At 65.0% G+C, this 20,536-nt stretch carries 21 protein-coding genes; 11 read left to right on the top strand and 10 right to left on the bottom strand.

Features of this window, described 5'->3' with window-relative positions; translation table 11 throughout:
- Positions 1-10: 10 nt before the first annotated feature.
- Positions 11-577, bottom strand: a complete 567-nt coding sequence (locus tag RID11_RS04810; RefSeq protein WP_350136290.1) for a YqgE/AlgH family protein — start codon at positions 575-577, stop codon at positions 11-13.
- Between the two features lie 134 nt (positions 578-711).
- On the opposite strand from RID11_RS04810, the gene RID11_RS04815 reads away from it, so the two are divergent.
- A complete protein-coding gene (locus RID11_RS04815; RefSeq protein ID WP_350136291.1) occupies positions 712-1,524 on the top strand; it encodes a protein-disulfide reductase DsbD domain-containing protein in 813 nt (270 codons plus the stop codon).
- Positions 1,525-1,530: 6 nt separating this feature from the next.
- Here RID11_RS04815 and RID11_RS04820 read toward each other — a convergent pair whose 3' ends face one another.
- From RID11_RS04820 to RID11_RS04830, 3 genes are all read right to left on the bottom strand, one after another.
- Entirely contained in the window at positions 1,531-2,361 is an 831-nt protein-coding gene (locus RID11_RS04820; protein WP_350136292.1) for an arginyltransferase, read from the bottom strand.
- A 77-nt stretch (positions 2,362-2,438) separates the two neighbouring features.
- Positions 2,439-2,888 (bottom strand): RDD family protein, encoded by a 450-nt coding sequence (locus tag RID11_RS04825; protein WP_350136293.1) that lies wholly within the window; start codon positions 2,886-2,888, stop codon positions 2,439-2,441.
- A 65-nt stretch (positions 2,889-2,953) separates the two neighbouring features.
- On the bottom strand, positions 2,954-3,421 hold the full coding sequence (locus RID11_RS04830) for a YbaK/EbsC family protein (protein ID WP_350136294.1): 468 nt from the start codon (positions 3,419-3,421) through the stop codon (positions 2,954-2,956).
- 79 nt (positions 3,422-3,500) lie between these two features.
- Between RID11_RS04830 and glnE the strand changes: the two genes are divergently transcribed.
- The 5 genes from glnE (at position 3,501) to RID11_RS04855 (ending at position 9,109) form a co-directional block, all read left to right on the top strand.
- On the top strand, positions 3,501-6,287 hold the full coding sequence (gene glnE, locus RID11_RS04835) for a bifunctional [glutamate--ammonia ligase]-adenylyl-L-tyrosine phosphorylase/[glutamate--ammonia-ligase] adenylyltransferase (RefSeq protein WP_350136295.1): 2,787 nt from the start codon (positions 3,501-3,503) through the stop codon (positions 6,285-6,287).
- 9 nt (positions 6,288-6,296) lie between these two features.
- Positions 6,297-6,569 (top strand): hypothetical protein, encoded by a 273-nt coding sequence (locus RID11_RS04840; protein ID WP_350136296.1) that lies wholly within the window; start codon positions 6,297-6,299, stop codon positions 6,567-6,569.
- Between the two features lie 128 nt (positions 6,570-6,697).
- Positions 6,698-7,333, top strand: a complete 636-nt coding sequence (locus RID11_RS04845; RefSeq protein ID WP_350136297.1) for a DUF6778 family protein — start codon at positions 6,698-6,700, stop codon at positions 7,331-7,333.
- A gap of 37 nt (positions 7,334-7,370) precedes the next feature.
- The gene (locus tag RID11_RS04850) at positions 7,371-8,567 is read left to right on the top strand and encodes an RSP_2647 family RNA methyltransferase (RefSeq protein WP_350136298.1); all 1,197 of its coding nucleotides are present in this window, start codon (positions 7,371-7,373) and stop codon (positions 8,565-8,567) included.
- On the top strand, positions 8,564-9,109 hold the full coding sequence (locus RID11_RS04855; RefSeq protein WP_350136299.1) for an RSP_2648 family PIN domain-containing protein: 546 nt from the start codon (positions 8,564-8,566) through the stop codon (positions 9,107-9,109). The genes RID11_RS04850 and RID11_RS04855 overlap by 4 nt, the downstream gene beginning before the upstream one ends.
- Before the next feature lie 273 nt (positions 9,110-9,382).
- Here RID11_RS04855 and RID11_RS04860 read toward each other — a convergent pair whose 3' ends face one another.
- The 4 genes from RID11_RS04860 to RID11_RS04875 all read right to left on the bottom strand — a co-directional run bounded on the left by RID11_RS04860 (position 9,383) and on the right by RID11_RS04875 (position 13,234).
- On the bottom strand, positions 9,383-10,567 hold the full coding sequence (locus RID11_RS04860; protein ID WP_350136300.1) for a vWA domain-containing protein: 1,185 nt from the start codon (positions 10,565-10,567) through the stop codon (positions 9,383-9,385).
- A 6-nt stretch (positions 10,568-10,573) separates the two neighbouring features.
- Entirely contained in the window at positions 10,574-10,741 is a 168-nt protein-coding gene (locus RID11_RS04865) for a hypothetical protein (protein WP_350136301.1), read from the bottom strand.
- Between the two features lie 3 nt (positions 10,742-10,744).
- Positions 10,745-12,118, bottom strand: a complete 1,374-nt coding sequence (locus tag RID11_RS04870) for a DUF2927 domain-containing protein (protein WP_350136302.1) — start codon at positions 12,116-12,118, stop codon at positions 10,745-10,747.
- 276 nt (positions 12,119-12,394) lie between these two features.
- On the bottom strand, positions 12,395-13,234 hold the full coding sequence (locus RID11_RS04875; RefSeq protein WP_350136303.1) for an AAA family ATPase: 840 nt from the start codon (positions 13,232-13,234) through the stop codon (positions 12,395-12,397).
- Positions 13,235-13,393: 159 nt separating this feature from the next.
- Here RID11_RS04875 and dksA point away from each other — a divergent pair, with 159 nt between their 5' ends.
- Complete coding sequence (gene dksA / locus RID11_RS04880) at positions 13,394-13,849, top strand: RNA polymerase-binding protein DksA (protein WP_350136304.1); 456 nt, start codon at positions 13,394-13,396, stop codon at positions 13,847-13,849.
- Between the two features lie 85 nt (positions 13,850-13,934).
- Positions 13,935-15,104 carry an FAD-dependent oxidoreductase gene (locus tag RID11_RS04885; RefSeq protein WP_350136305.1) on the top strand — a complete coding sequence of 390 codons (1,170 nt, stop codon included), beginning with the start codon at positions 13,935-13,937 and terminating at the stop codon, positions 15,102-15,104.
- Between the two features lie 16 nt (positions 15,105-15,120).
- On the opposite strand, the gene xth is transcribed toward RID11_RS04885, so the two are convergent.
- Entirely contained in the window at positions 15,121-15,903 is a 783-nt protein-coding gene (gene xth / locus RID11_RS04890; protein ID WP_350136306.1) for an exodeoxyribonuclease III, read from the bottom strand.
- A 190-nt stretch (positions 15,904-16,093) separates the two neighbouring features.
- Between xth and RID11_RS04895 the strand changes: the two genes are divergently transcribed.
- A complete protein-coding gene (locus RID11_RS04895) occupies positions 16,094-17,026 on the top strand; it encodes a Hint domain-containing protein (protein WP_350136307.1) in 933 nt (310 codons plus the stop codon).
- Positions 17,027-17,028: 2 nt separating this feature from the next.
- On the opposite strand, the gene erpA is transcribed toward RID11_RS04895, so the two are convergent.
- Positions 17,029-17,352 (bottom strand): iron-sulfur cluster insertion protein ErpA, encoded by a 324-nt coding sequence (gene erpA, locus RID11_RS04900; protein WP_350136308.1) that lies wholly within the window; start codon positions 17,350-17,352, stop codon positions 17,029-17,031.
- Positions 17,353-17,455: 103 nt separating this feature from the next.
- Between erpA and RID11_RS04905 the strand changes: the two genes are divergently transcribed.
- On the top strand, positions 17,456-18,625 hold the full coding sequence (locus RID11_RS04905) for a deoxyguanosinetriphosphate triphosphohydrolase (RefSeq protein WP_350136309.1): 1,170 nt from the start codon (positions 17,456-17,458) through the stop codon (positions 18,623-18,625).
- Positions 18,626-18,628: 3 nt separating this feature from the next.
- A complete protein-coding gene (locus tag RID11_RS04910) occupies positions 18,629-20,443 on the top strand; it encodes a cation:proton antiporter (protein WP_350136310.1) in 1,815 nt (604 codons plus the stop codon).
- Positions 20,444-20,536 lie beyond the last annotated feature (93 nt).

Here is a 20,536-nt window from a genome sequence, read left to right on the forward strand (position 1 = left end):
GACAATCCGCTCAGGCGCGGCCGGCGTCTGAGGACAGCATCAGGGACGACACCCCGAGGCGCGACAAGGCGGCCTCCCACTTGTCGGTATCGGCGGTGGAAAAGACCAGATCCTTGTCGGCCTCGCAGGTCAGCCAGCCATTGTCCGCAATCTCGGCCTCGAGTTGCCCGGGCCCCCATCCGGCATAGCCAAGCGCAAGAAGCGCATGGGTCGGGCCACGTCCGTCGGCGAGATCCTCGAGGATATCGAGCGTTGCGGTCATCGCGAAGGCATCGTCGATATCAAGCGTGGAGATGGCGGAATGATAGCCGTAATCATGCAGCACAAAGCCGCGCCCATGCTCTACCGGGCCCCCGAAATGCACCGGGAGGTCGCGCAAGTCAGGGCCGGGTGTGATCTCCAACTGTTCGAGCAGGTCGCGCATGCGCAACTCCTGTGTCGGTTTGTTGATGATCAGCCCCATCGTGCCTTCCTCGGAATGGGCGCAGAGAAACACCACCGCATGGGCAAAGCGGGGATCGCCCATTTCGGGCATCGCGATAAGAATTCTTCCTGTCAGATCGGTCGCTTCCGTCACGTGCTGCCCCTTTTGGTCATGTCCCCAGAATGGGGGCAGGGACAGCCCGGTGCAAGCCGGGTGTTAAAATCGTGGCAAGATTTCTCGCTTGAATGTGAGTTGGCATTTCCGTCGAAATCCCCCATTTGAAAGGCATGGTCAAATCCTTGTTCGCTCCTCTCTTGATCGCCGCCATGTCGCTCGCCTCGCCGGGGGCGGCCCAATCCGCCGATGATATGGTCAGCGTTTCGGTGCTGCCGGGATGGCAGATGTCCGACGGTCGGCACATGGCCGCATTGCGGTTTCGGCTTGAGGACGGGTGGAAAACCTATTGGCGCGCGCCGGGCGACGCGGGCATACCGCCGAGGTTCGACTGGCGCGGGTCGCAAAACCTGTCGCAGGTGGAAATCATCTGGCCCACCCCTGAGCAGACCATAACCAATGGCATGCGCACGATCGGCTATACCCATGACCTTGTATTGCCGGTGCGATTGACGCCGAAACAGGCGAATGTACCGATCTCGCTGTCGGCGGATATGGAAATCGGCGTGTGCAGCGATATCTGCGTGCCGGTCGAGATCGGCGTCGGGCTGGACCTGCCGCTTGGGTCCGGTGACCGCGATCCGCGCATTGCAGCAGCCCTTGCCGCACGCCCCTACACGGCAGCGGAGGCCGGGGTCGGGCGCGTCGCCTGTTCGGTCACGCCGATCGCCGGTGGCGGTCTGCGTCTGGTGGCACAGATCGACATGGAGCAGATGGGCGCGCAGGAACTGGTGGTGGTCGAGACCGACAATCCCGACCTCTGGGTCGCTCAGACGGACACCAACCGCCGTGGCGCCATGTTGCAGGCAGAGACCGAGATGCACCATGTCGAAGGGCGCGGCTTTCTGCTGGATCGGTCGGGTCTGCGGCTTACGGTGCTGAGCACGGGCGATGCGGTGGATATCCGGGGCTGTCCTGCCCCGTGATGCCGCTCAGCGACCGGTGCGGCGGGTCGGACCGCCATCGGGCAGGGCGATATTCGCCACCTGTTCCGAAATCGGATCATTGACCAGCGGGTGGGCCTGGGCGCGGAACGCGTCCGGGTCGTACATCTTGCGCCAGGTATCGCCTACATAGACCTCGAGACCGGAAAACGCGGCCTTGTAGCCCATCTTGGGGCTGCCGGGCACCCAGTAGCCGAGATAGACGTATGGCAGGCCATTCTCGCGCGCGATGTTGATGTGGTCGAGGATGATATAAGTGCCCAGAGACGCCTTGGGGCGGTTCGGCTCGTAAAAGGAATAGACCATGCTCACCCCGTCATCGAGGATATCGGTGAGGCAGACGGCAATCAGGTCGTCGCTCTCGGGGTCGGTATATTCCACGACACGCGTGCGGATCGGCGTTTCCTCGATCATCGCGGCGAATTCGAACGTGTCCATGTCGGCCATGCCGCCGGTAGCGTGGCGGCTCTCCAGATAGCGGCGGAAGAGATCGTATTGATCCTCGGTCGCCCAGGGCGAGGTCGCCCGGCGCTTGAGATGCGCGTTGCGGCGCGCGGTGCGCTTCTGGCTCTTGGAGGCGGTGAACTCTGCCACGTTGATCCGCGCCGAAAGACAGGCCGCGCAATCGGCGCAGGACGGCCGGTAGAGCACGTTCTGCGACCGGCGAAACCCTTGTTTCGACAGCCCGTCATTGAGGCGCTGCGCGCCCTCGCCCTGCAGGGCCGTGAACAGCTTGCGCTCCATCCGGCCCGGCAGGTAGGGGCAGGGTTGCGGGGCCGTCACATAGAACTGGGGCGCTATGGGAAGCGTGTGTCGCATGGGGGTATTCCGCGTTGTCCTTGGGCGCGACGATAACAACCATCACCGCCCCCGCCAAGAGGCTTGTCACGCCTCTGTCACATCGCCGCGCGGCGGTTGACGGCGACGCTGCCCAGAACCAGATCGCTCAGCCCCTGACCGCGCGCTCCGGTGAGCATCAAGACGATGGAAATGACCTGCAGGATCGGCAAGCCAAAGGAAATCGTCAGCCCGAGCGTATGCGCGAAGGCCAGCCCGAGATCGAATCGTTGGCCGTCGGATGCGCGAAACTCGATCGCCATCAGGCGCATGCCCCAGGTGGCCGAGCCGCGCGCGATGGTCACGACGCGGTAGGCAAAGCCGACCACCGTCATCAGTACCGGAAAGAAGAACAGGCCGGTGAAGGCGGTGAAGGGCACGATCAGCAGGCAGATCACGATGATCAGGATGGTGTCGACGATAAAGGCCACCAGCCGTTTTGACGCCACATCGGCATAGAATTCCGGTTGCCGCTCGGGGTCGGGCAGGTGCCAGGTGATGTCGCTCATGCGGGGGCCAATCGGGTCTGAGTCATTCGCTTTAGGATGGGCATGGGTGGGGCATTTGCAAGGGGTCAGGCGGTGAAATCCGCCTCTTGCGCGCCTGCGATTTCCATCAGGTGCCGTGGGGCGATGCCGAAGAGATGCCGGGGCGTGCCCGCCGCCGCCCAGACCTGCTCGAAGGTCAAGAGATGCGGATCGAAGAAGGCGCGCGGGTGCGTCAGGTGCCCGACTGGCGACACGCCGCCGATGGCAAAGCCGGTCTGCGACCGGATGAGCGCGGCATCGGCCTTGCCGAGCGCCTCGCCTGCCACGGCACTCGCGCGCGCATCGTCGACCCGGTTGGCCCCTGAGGTGACAAAGAGGATCGCAGTGCCGCTCGCCTCTCCGCGAAACATGATCGACTTGGCGATCTGCGCGATATCGCAGCCCACCAGATCGGCGGCCATCTGCGCCGTGGTGGCGTTTCCGATCTCGACGGGCGTGATCTCCAGCCCTGCGTCCTTTAGCGCGCGGGTCACGCGGGCGAGGCTCTTGCTCATGATTGTTCTCCGGTTTTTTCCCCTTATTTCAACTCCGTCAGCCATTGACCAGACCCGCGCGCCTTGTATCACTCGTGCCATGACATTCACCGATCGCCTGACCCGCCTGCCGCGCCCCTATGACCCCGACGAAGGGGAGGAGGCGCGCGCGGCGCTGCCCGACCTGACGGGAACGCTGTCGGATCTGCTGGCCGGGGCAGGGGGGTGCAGCCCGTTCCTGAAGACGCTGATCGTGCAGGAGGCGGCGTGGCTCGAGGCCGCGTTCGACGCGCCGGAGGCGGCGCTGACGGGGCTGTTCGATGCGTTGAAAGAGGTGCCGCCGGACCGTCTCGGGGCGGCCCTGCGCGAGGCAAAGCGGCGCGTGGCGCTGCTCACCGGGCTTGCCGATCTGGCGGGTGTCTGGCCGCTGGAGGAGGTGACGGGCCGTCTGACCGATTTTGCCGATCTGGCCTGCGATCTGGCGCTGAAATCCGCACTTGCCACCGAAATCCGGCGCGGCAAGCTGCCCGGCATGACCGAGGAGGACATCGCCACCGGTGCCGGAATGGTGGTGATCGCGATGGGTAAGATGGGCGCGCATGAGCTCAATTACAGCTCTGATATCGACCTCATTTGCCTGTTTGACGAGACCCGGTTTGACCGTGATGATTTCCACGAGGCGCGCGCCAGTTTTGTCCGTGCCACGCGCAAGATGTCCGCGCTGCTGAGCGACCGCACCGCCGAAGGCTATGTGTTTCGCACCGATCTGCGGCTGCGTCCGGATTCGGGCGTCACCCCGGTCTGCATGGCGATGGCCGCCGCCGAGACCTATTACGAGAGCCTAGGGCGCACATGGGAGCGCGCGGCCTATATCAAGGCGCGGGCCTGTGCGGGCGATATCGCGGCGGGCGACCGCTTTTTGTCCACGCTCACGCCGTTTGTCTGGCGCAAGCATCTCGATTTCGCGGCCATCGAGGACGCCCATAACATGCGCCTTGCTATCCGCGAGCATAAGGGGCTCGGTGGGCGGCTGTGTCTTGAGGGGCACAACATGAAGCTGGGGCGCGGTGGCATCCGCGAGATCGAGTTCTTCACCCAGACCCGGCAGTTGATCGCGGGCGGGCGCGACACCGATCTGCGGGTGCGCGGCACGGTGCCGGGGCTGGCGCGGCTGGCCGAGAAAGGCTGGATTCCCGAGAGTGCGGCCGAGACGCTGACCCGGCATTACCGCTTTCACCGCGAGGTCGAGCACCGGGTGCAGATGCTGCGCGATGCACAGACGCATCTTCTGCCGAATTCAGTCGAGGAATTCGACCGGCTCGCTGCCTTCATGGGCCGCGACACGGGGGATCTGCGCGCCGATCTGGAGGCGCGGCTGACCGAGGTGCATGACCTGATCGAAGGCTTTTTCGCGCAGGACACCGGCACCGAGGAGTGCGCCGTGCCGGATGCGCTCGACGGGGATGTGATCGCCCGCTGGCCCAGTTATCCGGCGCTGCGTTCCGCCCGGGCGGTGGAGATTTTCAACCGGCTCAAGCCCGATATCCTCGCGCGCCTTGCTCGCACCACCGAGCCGAACGAGGCACTGCTGGCCTTTGATGGGTTCCTGTCGGGCCTGCCTGCGGGGGTGCAGGTGTTTTCGCTCTTCGAGGCCAATCCGCAACTGATCGACCTGCTTGTCGATATCGTCGGCACCGCCCCGGTGCTGGCGCAGTACCTGTCGCGCAACGCGGGCGTGTTCGATGCGGTAATCGCCGGGGATTTCTTTGCCGACTGGCCGGGCCGCGCGGCGCTGGAGGAGGAGTTGGCGGCACGGCTGGCGCGCGAAGCGGATTACGAGCGCGCCCTCGATGCCGCCCGCCGCTGGCACAAGGAATGGCATTTCCGCGTCGGCGTGCATCACCTGCGCGGTCTCATCGACGCGGATCAGGCGGGGCGGCACTATGCCGATCTGGCAGGCGCGGTGATCGCGGCGGTCTGGCCACGGGTGATCGATCAGTTCAGTGAGAAACACGGGCAGCCACCGGGCCGTGGCGCGGTCGTGGTGGGCATGGGCTCGCTCGGGGCCGAGCGGCTCAACGCCGGATCCGATCTCGACCTGATTGTGATCTATGACGCCGGCGATGCGGAGGGCTCTGATGGCCGCCGTCCGCTGGCGTCGCGGCCCTATTACGCGCGGCTCACGCAGGCGATGATCACCGCGCTGACCGCGCCGATGGCCGAGGGGCGGCTTTACGAGGTCGACATGCGCCTGCGCCCCTCGGGCAATCAGGGGCCCGTCGCGACAAGCTGGCCGTCGTTCCGGAATTACCAGCAGAACGAGGCGTGGACATGGGAACATCTGGCGCTGACCCGGGCGCGGGTGATCACCGGGGATGCAGGGCTCGCCGAGGATGTCGAGGCGTTCCGTTCCAGCCTCATTGCCGAGAAATCCACGCCCGGTCCCGCGCTTGCATCGGTCAAGGAAATGCGCGCCCGCGTGGCCGAGGCCAAGCCCTCCGACGGACCCTGGGATGCCAAGCTGGGGCCGGGCCGCCTGCTCGATCTGGAGCTTGTGGCGCAGGCCGGGAACCTGATGGCGGGGCAGGCGGCGCGCGATGTGGCGTCGGGCTTTGCGGGCGGTGTCGCAATCGGCTGGTTGAGTGACGCCGACAGCGCAGCGCTCACACGTGCTTATGCGCTTTGCTGGCGAGTGCAGATGGTGGCCCGGCTGATCAGCGACAAGACGCTTGCGCCCGACCGCATCGGCGAGGGCGGCGCGGCATTCCTGCTGCGCGAGACCGCAGAGGAGACGCTGAGCGTGCTTGAAGACCGGTTGACCACCACCTGCGCGGCGGCGGCGGAGGTGATCGACGCCTGCCTTGACCACCCCCTCGGAGAGGGCTGAGCCATGGCCATGCAGCGCGATCCGCTCGACCCCAAGGGGCTCATCCGCGAAGCCTATCGCATCGACGGGATCGGGCCGGGGGAATGCCGCTCGATCTTTCTCGACTGGGCGCTGTCGCAGCCGCAGGAAGACAGCCCGCAGGTGGCAATCGCCGCGCTGATCGAGCAATATGCGCCTGACAATCCCGATCACCCGATGACGCAGGTTCTGCGCGAGGGGATGGAGAAATCAGGCCCCGCGCGCCGTCGTGGTGGCTGGCGCTCGCGTCCGAGAGACGTGTGAAACAGGGCCGAAGCCGTGTCACGTGCCTTGGGAATGCACGGAAAATGCGCTGAGTTCGTCTAAAATGCGCCCCAATTCAGGGTCACCTTCAGGTTGCAGCCATAACAGGCAATGCCTTGGAGGACACCATGATCACATTTCGTCTCGCCGCCGCACTGGTTCTGGGGTTTGGCCTGTCGGCCTGTGCCAGCGTCGATACCGCGACCCGCAACGCCCCGCTGGACAGCGCGATCACCCAATCGGTTCCGGTTTCGCTGGATATTCAGGATGTTCGTGTGACGGTGCCGAAATCCCTGAAGGCGTCCGAGGCAAACCGCTATTACCCCGGTGGTGACATCGTGTGGCGCGAGGACCCGCCCGGCGACCGTCACGCGCAGGTCAAGGCGATCTTCGAGACTGCCCTGCAAACCGGCGTGTCGCAGATGCCCAAGGGGGCTGTGCCCGCGATCCTCGATGTCAGGGTCACGCGGTTTCATGCATTGAGCGAAAAGGCGCGTTATACCATCGGCGGCGTGCATGCGGTGCAATTCGAATACGTGCTGCGCAACCCCGCGACCGGCGAAGCCTATGGCGCGCCGAAACTCGTCAAGGCCGACTTCAAGGCGTTTGGCGGGCAGGCTGCGATCAATGCCGAGCGGCAGGGGATCACGCAGAAGGTGCGTATCTCCGAGCAGCTTTCCAACGTGATCCGGTCCGAACTGCAGCCGTCCCAAGACTATCACGCAGAGGCGCTCGGACTCATGGGTGCGCTCAATCAAATCTGATCTTTCCCGGCAGCGGTAAACGGCGTAAGGGGGCGGGATGACACCGCCCCCTTATCCCGTGATCCGCCTCAAACCGAAGACCAACGCGCGCGCCATTCGCCATGGCGCGCCCTGGGTGTTCGACAATGAACTCGTCACTGATCGGCGCACCCGCGCCCTTGCCCCCGGCAGCATTGCCGTGCTCGAGGATGCCGAGCGCGCGCCGCTTGGCCTGGTGGCGGTCAATTGCGCCTCGCGCATCGTGGGCCGTATGCTGGATCGCGATGTTGGCGCGCAGATCGACAAGGCGTGGCTTGCGGTGCGTCTGGCGCGCGCGCAGGCGTTGCGAGCCCGGCTGTTCGAGGCACCGTTTTACAGGCTTGTCCATGCCGAGGCGGATGGCCTGCCCGGCGTGGTGATCGACCGTTTCGACGACATTGCCGTGATCCAGCCAAATGCGGCCTGGGCCGAGGCGCTGCTGCCCGAGATCGCGGCGGCGCTGCAAGAGGTGACGGGCGTGAGTACCGTGCTCAAGAACGCCTCGGGCCGGGCGCGCGGGCTGGAAGGGCTGGATGATCTGAGCGGTGTTCTGGCCGGACATGCGCCCGAGGGGCCGGTGCCGGTGCCGATGAACGGGGCCACTTACATGGCCGATCTTCTGGGCGGGCAGAAGACCGGTATTTTCTATGATCAACGGCCCAACCACGCGTTTGCCGCGCGGCTGGCCAAAGATGCGCGGGTCCTTGATGTGTTTGCCCATGTGGGCGGTTTCGCCCTGGCCGCTCTGGCGGGGGGCGCGGAGCGTGCATTGGCGGTGGACGGCTCTGCCCCGGCGCTTGATCTGGCGCGCGAGGGCGCGGCACGGATGGGGGTCGAGACCCGCTTTCACACGCGTCGCGGCGACGCGTTCGAGGTGATGGAGGCGCTGATCGACGAGGGCGCGGAATTCGATCTGGTGATCTGTGACCCGCCCGCCTTTGCCCCCTCGAAACCTGCGCTCGAGAAGGGGTTGCGCGCCTATGAGCGGGTCGCGCGGCTGGCGGCGGGGCTGGTCGCTCCGGGCGGCTATTTGGGACTTTGTTCCTGCTCGCATGCTGCTGATCTGGCGCGCTTTCGCACGGCCTGCACACGTGGCATCGGGCGGGCAGGGCGCGAAGGCGCGCTGATCCATAGCGGGTTTGCCGGGCCGGATCATCCGCTGCATCCGCAACTGGCGGAATCGGGGTATCTCAAGGCGCTCTTTTACCGGCTATGAAGGTCCTGCTGGATACCTGCGTGATCTATCCGACGGTGATGCGCGAGATGATCCTGGGCGTGGCCGGGGCCGGGACCTTCACCCCGCTCTGGTCCGAGCGGATCATCGGCGAGTGGCTGCGTGCGGTGGCAAAACTGGGGCCGGATGCGCAGGCGCAGGCGGCGGGAGAGGCGGCGCTGATGGCTGCGCGATGGCCTGAGGCAAGCGTCGCTTACGCGCCCTCGCTCGAGGCCCGGCTGTGGCTGCCTGATCCCGCCGATACCCATGTTCTGGCCGCAGCGATCGCGGGGTCTGCCGATGGCATCCTTACGCTGAACGCGCGTGACTTTCCGCGCAACATTCTGGCCGAGGAGGGGCTGTGGCGGGCCGATCCCGACGGGTTCCTGCATGGCATCTGGCAGGCACAGCCGGGTCTGGTCGCGGAGGTGGCGGCGGGCGTTCTGGCGGAGGCAAAGCGGCTGTCGCAGGGGGATTGGGAGATGCGTCCCCTGTTGAAAAAGGCGCGGATGCCGCGACTGGCCAAGGCGCTTTCGGGAGGGTGATCTGGCCGGGGGCTGGGGTGGTCTGGCTTGGAGCGGACATAAGAGCCAACCGCGCGAAACGCACCGAAGGTGCCGCGCGATCGCAGGGCCGTCCCGCGGCCTGGCGATTTGATGGGTGGCGCAACGTGTTAAATTTAGAATGACTTGGCTGGCATAAAGCACCCGCCACGGCCGTTGCATCGCCAGTCCCCGGCCCTGCGATCACGCGGCACCTTCTGGCGGGGTGCTATGTCCGCTCCAGGCGAAGATCTGCCCCGTCCTTCGGATGCGATATCAGCGCAGCAACGCCTTCATTCCCTGATCCAGCCCTTCAAGCGTCATCGGGACCATACGGTCGTCGAAGATTTCGCGGATCATGCCGATGGAGTGGGTATAGTCCCATTCGCGGCGTGGCACCGGGTTGATCCAGAGGTGATCGGGCCACTGCGCGCGGGCGCGGTCCAGCCAGACCTGACCGGCCTCGGCGTTCCAGTGCTCGTTGGCGCCGCCCGGATAGGCGATCTCGTAGGGGCTCATGCTGGCATCGCCCACGAAGATGCACTTGTAATCGGCGCCGTAGGTGTTGAGTACCTCCCATGTCGGCGTCTGCGCATTCCAGCGCCGGGCATTGTCGCGCCAGACCCCTTCATAGAGGCAGTTGTGAAAGTAGTAGTATTCGAGATGCTTGAACTCGGCGCGCGCGGCTGAAAACAGCTCCTCCACCACCTTGATATGCGGATCCATCGAGCCGCCCACGTCGAGAAACAGCAGCACCTTGACGGCGTTGCGCCGCTCGGGCCGGGTTTTCACGTCGAGATAGCCATGCTCTGCGGTGGCGCGGATGGTGCCGTCGAGGTCAAGCTCTTCGTTCGCCCCGTCGCGTGCCCATTGCCGCAGACGCTTGAGCGCGACCTTGATGTTGCGCGTGCCAAGTTCGACGCTGTCGTCGAGATTGCGGAATTCGCGCTTGTCCCAGACCTTGACGGCGCGGCGGTGGCGGGACTCATTCTGACCGATGCGCACGCCTTCGGGGTTGTAGCCATAGGCCCCGAAAGGCGAGGTGCCCGCAGTGCCGATCCATTTCGAGCCGCCCTGATGGCGACCCTCCTGTTCGCGCAGCCGCTCCTTGAGCGTCTCCATCAGCTTTTCAAAGCCGCCGAGCGCCTCGATTTCGGCCTTCTCCTCGGGGCTGAGATGCTTTTCGGCCATCTTTTCAAGCCAGTCGGCGGGCAGGTCCACCGTGTCGAGCACATCCTGCATCGTGATGCTGTCCAGCCCTGAGAAACTGGCGGCGAAGGCCCGGTCGAAGCGGTCGATAAGCCGCTCGTCCTTTACCATCGCGCTGCGCGCGAGGTAATAGAACCCCTCTACGTCGTAGATGACCAGATTGACGCGCATCGCCTCGAGAAAGGTCAGGTATTCGCGCAGGGAAACGGGCAGGCCCGCTTTCCGGAGGTGCTCGAAAAACGGCAGAAACATCGCGGCTTACATCGCGCTGCGATGGATGATTAGTGTCGTGAACAACCCGGCAAGGCCGAAGACCAGACCGTAAACAAAGGCATAGAGCAGGATATCCGCCAGCTTGCCCTTGCGGGTATAGGCCACGGCTGCGCCACCGATGGCCCCGAGAACTGCGCCTGTGATTACAATCATCGCTTACCCGTTCGGTCCCTTGAGCGGGCTGAGCGCGCCAACTTCCCGCAGTTTCGCGCGCACCGCCCAATCTGCCCCATAGCCGTAGCGTGCCCAGCCCAGACTGTCCAGCCTGACGCTGCGCGCCTCGGCGACGCGTCCGGTCAGTTCGAGCGCCTCTGCGCGCAGCATTTGCAGCGTTGCCAGAAGCGCGGCATTCTCAAATCGCTCTGCCGTGCCGAGATGCGGGCCGATCAGCATCAGGGCATCCTCACCCCGGCCCTGCGCGATCGCGTAGCTGGCCAGTTGTGCGGCGGTAAAGGCGCGGTGCAGTTCGGTTCCGGGGGTGCGCTGATAGAATTGATCGGCGGTGGCGAACTGATCCTGCGCGAAGTCGGGATCGCTGGCCTGGGTCAACCTCCCGAGTGCGAAATGACTGAACGCGCGCCGGTGATCGGCCCAGCCCACGGCCTGTGCGATGCGCAGCGCATCGATTGCGGCCTCACGCCGTTGCGCGGTGCGCGCGCCGGGGCCAAGCGCGGTCTGGATCGCATCGATCCAGGCGCGCGGTGTGGAGCCGTGAAACCGCGGCCCGATCCGGTCACCGCCCGGGTTGAGCCGCGACAGGATCGCGGGCAGCCGTGCCTCGACCTCACGGCGGGTCATGCCGGCGCGCAGTTCCGGTGCGTAATAGGCGCGCAGGATCAGCATGTCGAAACCCGTCAGCACCGCATGCACGTTATCGTCATTGAACACGCTGTCGTTCAGGCGGTAGAGATCGTTCAGCGGACCGAGCGCCTGTGCAAGTTCTTCATGCAGGCAGTCGCGCACTTCCTGGGGGCTGGAATCGTTGGGCACGAAGATCGCGATCTTCTCGCGCCGGGTGATCCGCGTCCAGTCGGTGCTGCGGGCGTTGCGCGCGCTACGATACTGAGTGATGCGCGAGATGTTGGGCACCACGAAACAGGCCGCCGTGGGCAGTTGCCGACGGATATCATCGCGGCTCACGGCCTCGATGGTGATATTTGCACCCTCGTCATTCACGCGGCGAATGTCGATCCCGGCCTCGGTGCGCAGCCGGTGGATCAGGCGATTGAGGTCGGCCATCAGCGTGATCGGCGGCTCGCCCGTGACGCGCAGCGTGACCGGCCCCTCGAAGCGTGAGAAGTGCTGGAGCATGCGCCCCGATTCCATCTGAAAGCTCAGATCGAGAAAATCCCGAATGATATCGCGGTTGGAGCGCTGTGGCGGTACCGGGCGGGGTGCGGAAAACGCCTTCATCGGGGGCATCGTGCTCTCTTGCGGGAGGGCGGCACGCGACGCGGGTTCGTTATAGGTATAATTGCCGGGCACGCAAGCCCCGAGCATCAGACAGATTGGTAGAATGACACGGCGCATCAGGCCCCCGAAACTAGTTATGCCAGTAGGCGACCCGATGCCGGAATGGCGCAAGGTCGGACATCGGCGGGGTAAGGCAAAAAGAGGCGCGGCTGCGACTGAAGCAAACCACGCCTGTCCCTTGCCGCATCCAGTGCCGGGTCCGGGGCAGAGTTGACGTTCATCCTGTTCTGGGTAAGGAGCAATCAAGGCAAAATTGTGGCAATCGCCTCTCGCGCGAGTTGCGGGGCGGGACGGTCTGTCTGTGATGACGGATCGCGCCCGCATGACATCGCCTCAGCGCTGCCGCCGCGCCATGAAGGCGAGGCGTTCGAAGAGATGCACGTCCTGTTCGTTCTTGAGCAGGGCGCCATGCAGTTTCGGCAGGGCGTCCGCGCCGTCGCGGCGCAGGTCCTCGGGGGCCAGATCCTCGGCCAGAAGCAGCTTGAGCCAGTCGAGCACCTCGGAGGTCGATGGCTTTTTCTTGAGCCCGGGCTGGTCGCGAATCTCGTAGAACTGGGTGAGCGCGGCGGTGAGCAACGCCTCTTTTATGCCGGGGTGATGCACCTCGACGATGCGACGCATGGTGTCGGCCTCGGGAAAGCGGATGTAGTGAAAGAAACAGCGGCGCAGGAAGGCGTCGGGCAGTTCCTTTTCATTGTTCGAGGTGATGATGATGACGGGGCGATGACGGGCGCGAATCGTCTCACCGGTCTCGTAAACATGGAATTCCATGCGGTCGAGTTCCTGCAGCAGGTCGTTGGGAAACTCGATATCGGCCTTGTCGATTTCGTCGATCAGCAGCACCACCTTTTCGCCCGCCTCAAACGCCTCCCACAGCTTGCCCTGTCGGATGTAGTTGCGCACGTCATGCACGCGTTCTTCGCCCAGTTGACTGTCGCGCAACCGGCTGACGGCATCGTATTCGTAGAGGCCCTGTTGCGCGCGGGTGGTCGACTTGATGTTCCACTCGATCAGCCGCAACCCGAGCGCCTGCGCCACCTGCCGCGCGAGTTCGGTCTTGCCGGTGCCGGGCTCTCCCTTGACCAGCAAGGGACGTTCTAGCGTGACCGCGGCATTGACCGCGACAGTCAGGTCAGCGGTGGCGACATAGGCGTCGGTGCCTTCGAATTTCATCGGTTTATCAATCCTTTTCGGGACCGCACGCAGCGGTGTCGCGGCTAAACTAGTCCGTTCGACAATTCACATCAATGGCGTGTGATTGGCTAGTGACAATCGGGGCGGTCAGGTGTAGATCAGCCCCCAATGGGGCACCCACTGTCTGAGGAGTACACGATGCCAGACACTGGCCTTGATGAGGGGATCGAGATGAAAGCCGAAGTATTTCTGCCCGAGGATTATCAGCCGGCCGAGGACGAGCCGTTCATGAACGAACGCCAGCTCGAGTATTTCCGGCGCAAGCTGATCAAGTGGCGTCTGGAGTTGCTGGAAGGCAGCCGTGAAACCATCGAAGGCCTGCAGGATGGCACCCGCGCCATTCCCGACGTGGCCGACCGCGCAAGTGAGGAAACCGACCGCGCACTTGAGTTGCGGACCCGTGACCGTCAGCGCAAGCTGGTCGCCAAGATCGACGCTGCGCTGCGCCGGATCGACGAGGGTGAATACGGCTATTGTGAAAAGACCGGCGAGCCGATCAGCCTCAAGCGGCTGGACGCGCGCCCGATCGCCACGATGACGCTCGAGGCGCAAGAGCGCCACGAACGGCGTGAAAAGGTTCACCGCGACGACTGATGGCACGGTGACCGTGCACGGGGACGTCCTGCAAATGATGCGCCGGAGATCACTCTCCGGCGCGTTTTGCCTTTGAAAGGCCACGATGAAACTGGATACGCTCAAGGTATGCGTGATCGGCGCGGGGATTGGCGGGCTCGCCGTGGCACGTGCGCTGGCTCTGCGCGGGGCGGATGTGAGCGTGCTCGAACAGGCCCCCGAGATATCCGAGGTGGGTGCCGGGCTGCAGATCAGCCCGAACGGTTTTGCCGTGTTGCGCGCGCTTGGTCTGGATGCCGCCCTTCGGGCCCGCGCGGTGCAGGCAGAGGCGGTGTGCCTGCGTGATTATCGCCGGGGAGAGGTGCTGCGGCTGGATCTCGGCGCTCTCGACAGTCAGGACTATTACTTTATCCACCGCGCCGATCTGATCGAGGTGCTGGCCGAAGGCGCGCGCGAGGCCGGGGCACGTATCCGTCTGCTGCAAAAGGTGTCGTCGGTCGAAGGCGGCGCGCAGCCGCGCATACATCTGGCCAGCGGGGCGCAGACCGAAGCCGATCTGGTGATCGGGGCCGATGGCCTGCATTCGGTGGTGCGCCCGGTTCTGAATGGCATCTCAACGCCGTTCTTCACCCGGCAGGTGGCGTGGCGCGCAACAGTTCCGAACCTGTGGGATCGCGGCCCCGAGGTGCAGGTGCATATGGGCCCGATGCGCCACGTGGTGAGCTATCCGTTGCGGGGCGGGGCGTTGCTTAACCTCGTGGCGGTGCAGGAACGCGCCGCCTGGACCGAAGAAAGCTGGAGCCAGCGGGACGACCCGGTGGCCCTGCGCGCGGCTTTCGGAGATTTCAGCGCCGATCTGCGGGCCATGCTCGATGCCGTCGAAGAGGTGCATCTGTGGGGATTGTTCCGACATCCGGTGGCGAAGGTCTGGCAGCGCGACGGTCTGGCACTTCTGGGGGATGCGGCCCATCCCACCTTGCCGTTCATGGCGCAGGGCGCGTCGATGGCGCTCGAGGATGCGTGGGTGCTGGCCGATGCGCTGCGCGATGAAGCGTCGCGCGAGGCCGCTCTTGATCGCTACCAGGCGCGCCGCGAGGGGCGTGCCGCGCGGGTTGTCGATGCTGCCAGCCGCAACGCGTGGAAATATCACCTGTCCTTCCCGCCGCTGAGATGGGCGGCGCACACCGCCCTGCGCGCGGGCGGCGCGCTCGCCCCTGATCGGATGATGCGTCGGTTCGACTGGCTATACGGGCATGATGTGACACGCGCCGCGTAGGGCAAATGCGCGACGATCAGGCGTCGAGGTCGACCCAGACGGGCACGTGATCCGAGGGTTTTTCGCGCCCGCGGACGTCTTTTTCGATATGGCAGTCGGTCATCAGGTCCGCCGCTTGCGGGCTGAGCAGGAAATGGTCGATGCGGATGCCGTCATTGCGGTTCCACGCTCCGGCCTGATAATCCCAGAAGCTGTAATGCCCGGGGCCTTGGGTGCGGGCGCGAAACGCCTCGGTATAGCCAAGGTTCAGGATCCGGCGAAAGGCGGCGCGGCTGTCGGGCAGGGCGAGCGCGTCCTTGGCCCAAGACTCGGGTCGGGCGGCGTCCTCGTCTTGCGGGATGATGTTGTAATCACCCCCCATGAGCACCGGCTCTTCGGTTTCCAGAAGTGCTGCGGCGCGGGTGTGCAGCCGCTCCATCCAGGCCAGTTTGTAGTCGTATTTCGGCCCCGGCGCGGGGTTGCCGTTGGGCAGATAGAGGCCGCAGAGACGGAGCGCGCGATGCTCGCCCATCACCGTGGCCTCGATCCAGCGGGCCTGTTCGTCGGCATCATCACCGGGCAGACCGCGCGTGACATCCTCGAGCGGGCGCTTGGATAGAATCGCCACACCGTTGAAGCCCTTTTGCCCGTGGGTTTCGACGTTATAGCCGCGCTCTTCGAACATCTCGCGCGGAAAATTCTCATCGACGGATTTGATTTCCTGCAACAGCGCCACATCGGGCGACGCGTCGTCGAGCCAATCGGTCAACGCCTGCAGGCGCGCCTTGATCCCGTTGATGTTGAAACTCGCGATCCTCATGGCAGATGTCCCCTCTCGGCAGGTGCTGCAGCTATCGCAGCGTGCTTGTAGGGTTGCAAGTGGTTTCAGAAATGCGCACCGGAGCAAGGCAATGATCACAAAAACGACCGGAGCCGCCCACATTTAAACCAAATAACAACGTCATGCTGCGACACAGAGAAAGAGTTTACCGAGGAAGAGTGGGCGCCACGTGGCTGTTTTCACGGATCAAACCATCGCCGGAGATTTTGACCCGGGCGCTCCGCCGGGCCTTCCGACGACGATCACCGTCGTCACGATGGAAATCAACGATGCGGATGATGATGGTCTGATCCGACCCAATTCCGGCGATCAGGTCAATGGCAGCAACGTCAATGCGGTCTGGGTCGGAGATACCGTTACGATAGACGGCGTGACGATCACGGGTGTGACGTTCTACACCGATGACGGCGCGCGCTATTTCACTCCGTCTGATGGATCGGTGCTGCCGGATGGGGGCGAGGCCACGGCCACCACCTTTGTTCAGCAAAGCACCCAGTTCCCGGTGGGCAGTTTCGGGCCCCCGTGCTTTGTCGCGGGGTCGCGGATCGCGGTGCCCGGCGGGTTTGTTCCGGTCGAGGGGCTGCGGATCGGTGACCTTGTTGAGACCCGCGATCATGGCGCGCAGGCGGTCCGCTGGATTGGGCAACGCACGGTGCCGGGGCGCGGGGCGTTCGCGCCGATCCGGTTTGCGCCGGGGGCGCTTGGGGTTCACGGAGAACTTCTGGTCTCTCCGCAGCACCGCATCTTGCTCGAAGACTGGCGCGCGGCGTTCTACCTAGGAGAGGACGAGGCGCTGTGCCCGGCGCATATGCTGGTCAACGGCGATACCATTCACCGTGCCCCTCGTGCGCAGGTGACCTATGTGCACTTCATGTTCGATGCGCATGAAATCGTGATGGCCGAGGGTTTGGCGAGCGAGAGTTTTCTCTTCGGCGATTATCTTTGCAAGGATACCAGTGCGTTACGCGCTGAAATCATTGCGCTTTTCCCCGAGTTCGGGGGGCAGGGCCCGAAGATGAGTGCCGCGCGGCGCACGCTGCGGGCGCATGAGGCGCGATTGCTGCGGGACGGGGCCGCGCCGCGCAACACCTGCGCCGCCTGACCCTACATCGAGAACGAGGTGCCGCAGCCGCAGGAGGAACTTGCGTTGGGGTTCTCGATCACGAAGCGTGCGCCGATCAACTCTTCGCTGAAGTCGATCGTCGCCCCGGCGAGGAAGGGCAGCGAGACACTGTCGACCACCACTTTCTGCCCCTGACCCTCAAGCACCATGTCATCCTCGGCGGGCTGGTCGAGCTTGATATCGTACTGGAACCCCGAGCAGCCGCCACCTTCGACGGCAACGCGCAGGGCCTGATTCTGTTCGCCTGCTCCGATCTCTGCCAGACGGGCAAAGGCGCGCGGGGTCACCTTGGGGGGCATTTGCATGGCGCATCTCCGGGGATTTTCGTGGTCTGTATAACGTCGGTTTAACGTCGGTATTGCATCTGTAATATAGAGGCCGAGGCAACAGGCGACAAGGACATGCAGAATGACGGCCCTTTATGCCACCGATCCGGCGCGCAGCCGGGGCCGCCGCGTGCCCGAAGAGGAAAGCGCGTTCCGTTCGGCCTTTCAGCGTGACCGCGACCGGATCATCCATTCGAGCGCCTTTCGACGGCTCAAGCACAAGACGCAGGTCTTTGTCGCCCATGAGGGGGATTACTACCGCACCCGGCTCACGCATTCCATCGAGGTGGCGCAGGTGGCGCGGACGATCTCGGGCGCGCTTGGCCTCAATGCGGAACTGACCGAGGCGGTGGCGCTGGCGCATGATCTGGGACACACGCCGTTTGGTCACGCGGGCGAGGATACGCTGGCGGCGCTGATGGCCCCCTATGGCGGGTTCGACCACAACGCGCAGGCGCTGCGGATCGTGACCTTGCTGGAACGGCACTATGCCGCCTTCGACGGGCTCAACCTGACATGGGAAACGCTGGAAGGCATCGCCAAGCATAACGGCCCGGTCACTGGCGCGCTGCCCTATGCGCTGGCTGACTATAACGCGGAGCACGATCTGGAGCTTGCCACCCATTCCGGGGCCGAGGCGCAAGTGGCCGCATTGGCGGATGACATCGCCTATAACAATCACGACCTGCATGACGGGCTGCGGGCGGGGTTGTTCACCGATGAGGAGATTGCGGCGTTGCCCATCGTCGGGGACTGCTTTGCCGAGGTGGACCGGCTTTATCCCCGGCTTGATCCGAAACGCCGCAGGCATGAGGCGTTGCGGCGGGTGTTCGGGGTGATGGTGGGCGACGTGATCAGCGGCTCGCGCGCCACGCTGGACGAGATGCGGCCCGGGACCGTGGAGGAGGTGCGCCATCTGGGCGCGCCGGTGATCCGCTTCTCGCCTGCGCTGTGGACGGATCTGCAGGCGATCCGGCGGTTTCTCTACACCCGGATGTATCGCGCGCCAAAGGTCAATGAGATGCGCGCCATGGTCCACGAGGTGGTCAGCGATCTTTTTCCCTTTTACCTCGACGCGCCCGAGCACCTGCCCGATGAGTGGCGCAGCGACGTGGCGCAGGCGGCGGACCGCACCGCGCTGGCGCGGCTGGTGAGCGACTACATCGCCGGAATGACCGACCGGTTCGCGTTGCAGAGCCATGCGCGGCTGATCGGCGGTGATCCCAACCCTGCGACACATGATGGAGTATGAGTGATGGCCGTTGAACAACAGGCGGGCGAACTGGCCCCGGTGATGGTGTTCGCGCTTGTGGGCGCGCTCGGGGTGGGGGCGCAATGGCTGGCTTGGCGCCTGCGCATGCCCGCCATCGTGCTGATGCTGCTGGCGGGGCTGGCGGTGGGGCCGGGGCTGGGCCTGTTTGATCCGGCGCGCGATATCGGCCCGCTGATGACCCCGATGGTGGCCATCGCGGTGGCGATCATCCTCTTCGAGGGCGGTCTGACCCTGAACCTGCATAGCCTGCGGGGGGCTGCCGAAGGGGTCTGGCGGCTGGTGATCATCGGCGCGCCGCTGGGCTGGCTCGGCTCGACGCTGGCGCTGCATTATGCCGCCGGTCTGGAGTGGCCCGTTGCCGCCGTGTTCGGCGGGATCATGATCGTCACAGGCCCGACGGTGATCGCGCCGCTGCTGCGGCAGGCGCGGCTTGCGCGGCGCCCGGCGCAACTGCTGCAATGGGAGGCGATCGTCAACGATCCGGTCGGCGCGCTGGCGGCTGTGCTGGCCTTCGAGGTGGTGCTGGTGATGGCCGCGTCAGAAACGGCAGGCGGGGCCGTCCTGTCGATGGCGCAGGGCATCGCAGTGGCATTGGTGCTGGGACTGGGGGCCGGTTGGGGGCTGGTGCGGGCCTTCACCGCCGGGCATGTGCCGGAATTCATGAAGGTGCCGGTGCTCTTTGCCGTGCTGCTGGGGGTGTTTGCGTTGTCGGATACCGTGCTGCATGAAAGCGGGCTGCTGACGGTGACGGTGATGGGCGTCTACATGGCCAATACCGACCTGCCAAGCTATGCCGAACTGCGCCGGTTCAAGGAACATGCGACGGTTTTGCTGGTGTCGGGCGTGTTCATCCTGCTGGCTGCCTCGATGAACATGGAGGCGCTGGCGCTGCTCGATGCCCGCGCGGCGGTGTTTGTTGTGGTGACGATCCTGCTGGTGCGCCCGCTGACGGTGCTGGTCTCGCTTCTGGGCACCAAGGTGGCGATGAATGAGCGGCTATTGGTGGCGTTCACCGGGCCGCGCGGCGTGGTGCTGGTGGCGGTGGCCGGGCTCTTCGGCGAGCGGCTGGTGGCGCTCGGCTTTGAGGATGCGGCGCGGCTCACGCCGCTGGCCTTTGCGCTGGTGGCGGCGACGGTGGTGTTGCACGGGTTTTCGCTGCGGCCCATGGGGCAGCTTTTGGGGCTGGCCGGGCAGGGGGTGCCGGGGGTGATCATCGTCGGCGGCTCGCAATTCTCGGCGTCCTTTGGCAAGGTGCTGTCGGAGATGGACGTGCCGGTGCTGATCTCTGACCCCAATCGCGCGCGGCTGCGCACCGCGCGCGAGGCCGGGCTGCGCACGTTTTTCGGCGATATCCTTTCGGAGGCCGCCGAGCACGGGGTGGAGATCGTGAATTTCGGGCGTGTTCTCGCGGTGACCGACAACGATGCCTACAACACGCTGGTGGCCACCGACCTTGCCCCCGAATTCGGGCGCGAGAATGTCTATCAGTTGCGCCGCGCGAAAGAGGACAACGCGCGCCATGCGCTGCCCGCCACGCTGGGCGGGCGCAAGATCGGCGGTGAGTTGGGCTATTACGAGATTGCCCGCCACATGAGTAAAGGATGGACCGTGCGCGCCACCAAGCTGAGCGACAGCTACGCGCTGGAGGACTGGCAGCGCGACAACCCCGAGGCGGTGCCGCTGGCCGAGATGGCGGCGGGCGGCGGGCTGTCCTTTGTGACCCGTGAGAGCGAGGCCAAGGGCGGCGACGGCACGCGGTTGATCGCGCTCGCGCCGCCGCGCGAAAAGGCGGACTAGGCGGAAAAGCGGCAGGGCGCGGTGGTCAATGCCTAGCGGCTGGCATCCCGGTCCTTTGGCGCGCGGCTCTGGCCTGCGGTCGAGGCGCTGGCG

The sequence above is a fragment of the Roseovarius sp. genome, assembly GCF_040219995.1.
Taxonomy (GTDB): Bacteria; Pseudomonadota; Alphaproteobacteria; order Rhodobacterales; family Rhodobacteraceae; genus Roseovarius.

Excerpts from the sequence above, each read along its gene's own strand:
- RID11_RS04825 (WP_350136293.1), bottom strand. The coding sequence starts at position 2,888 with ATGAGCGACATCACCTGGCACCTGCCCGACCCCGAGCGGCAACCGGAA.
- RID11_RS04885 (WP_350136305.1), top strand. The coding sequence starts at position 13,935 with ATGAAACTGGATACGCTCAAGGTATGCGTGATCGGCGCGGGGATTGGC.
- RID11_RS04815 (WP_350136291.1), top strand. The coding sequence starts at position 712 with ATGGTCAAATCCTTGTTCGCTCCTCTCTTGATCGCCGCCATGTCGCTC.
- xth (WP_350136306.1), bottom strand. The coding sequence starts at position 15,903 with ATGAGGATCGCGAGTTTCAACATCAACGGGATCAAGGCGCGCCTGCAG.
- RID11_RS04820 (WP_350136292.1), bottom strand. The coding sequence starts at position 2,361 with ATGCGACACACGCTTCCCATAGCGCCCCAGTTCTATGTGACGGCCCCG.
- RID11_RS04830 (WP_350136294.1), bottom strand. The coding sequence starts at position 3,421 with ATGAGCAAGAGCCTCGCCCGCGTGACCCGCGCGCTAAAGGACGCAGGG.
- RID11_RS04840 (WP_350136296.1), top strand. The coding sequence starts at position 6,297 with ATGCAGCGCGATCCGCTCGACCCCAAGGGGCTCATCCGCGAAGCCTAT.
- RID11_RS04860 (WP_350136300.1), bottom strand. The coding sequence starts at position 10,567 with ATGTTTCTGCCGTTTTTCGAGCACCTCCGGAAAGCGGGCCTGCCCGTT.
- RID11_RS04870 (WP_350136302.1), bottom strand. The coding sequence starts at position 12,118 with ATGCGCCGTGTCATTCTACCAATCTGTCTGATGCTCGGGGCTTGCGTG.
- RID11_RS04875 (WP_350136303.1), bottom strand. The coding sequence starts at position 13,234 with ATGAAATTCGAAGGCACCGACGCCTATGTCGCCACCGCTGACCTGACT.
- RID11_RS04910 (WP_350136310.1), top strand. The coding sequence starts at position 18,629 with ATGGCCGTTGAACAACAGGCGGGCGAACTGGCCCCGGTGATGGTGTTC.
- RID11_RS04865 (WP_350136301.1), bottom strand. The coding sequence starts at position 10,741 with ATGATTGTAATCACAGGCGCAGTTCTCGGGGCCATCGGTGGCGCAGCC.
- RID11_RS04845 (WP_350136297.1), top strand. The coding sequence starts at position 6,698 with ATGATCACATTTCGTCTCGCCGCCGCACTGGTTCTGGGGTTTGGCCTG.
- erpA (WP_350136308.1), bottom strand. The coding sequence starts at position 17,352 with ATGCAAATGCCCCCCAAGGTGACCCCGCGCGCCTTTGCCCGTCTGGCA.
- dksA (WP_350136304.1), top strand. The coding sequence starts at position 13,394 with ATGCCAGACACTGGCCTTGATGAGGGGATCGAGATGAAAGCCGAAGTA.
- RID11_RS04855 (WP_350136299.1), top strand. The coding sequence starts at position 8,564 with ATGAAGGTCCTGCTGGATACCTGCGTGATCTATCCGACGGTGATGCGC.
- glnE (WP_350136295.1), top strand. The coding sequence starts at position 3,501 with ATGACATTCACCGATCGCCTGACCCGCCTGCCGCGCCCCTATGACCCC.
- RID11_RS04850 (WP_350136298.1), top strand. The coding sequence starts at position 7,371 with ATGACACCGCCCCCTTATCCCGTGATCCGCCTCAAACCGAAGACCAAC.
- RID11_RS04905 (WP_350136309.1), top strand. The coding sequence starts at position 17,456 with ATGACGGCCCTTTATGCCACCGATCCGGCGCGCAGCCGGGGCCGCCGC.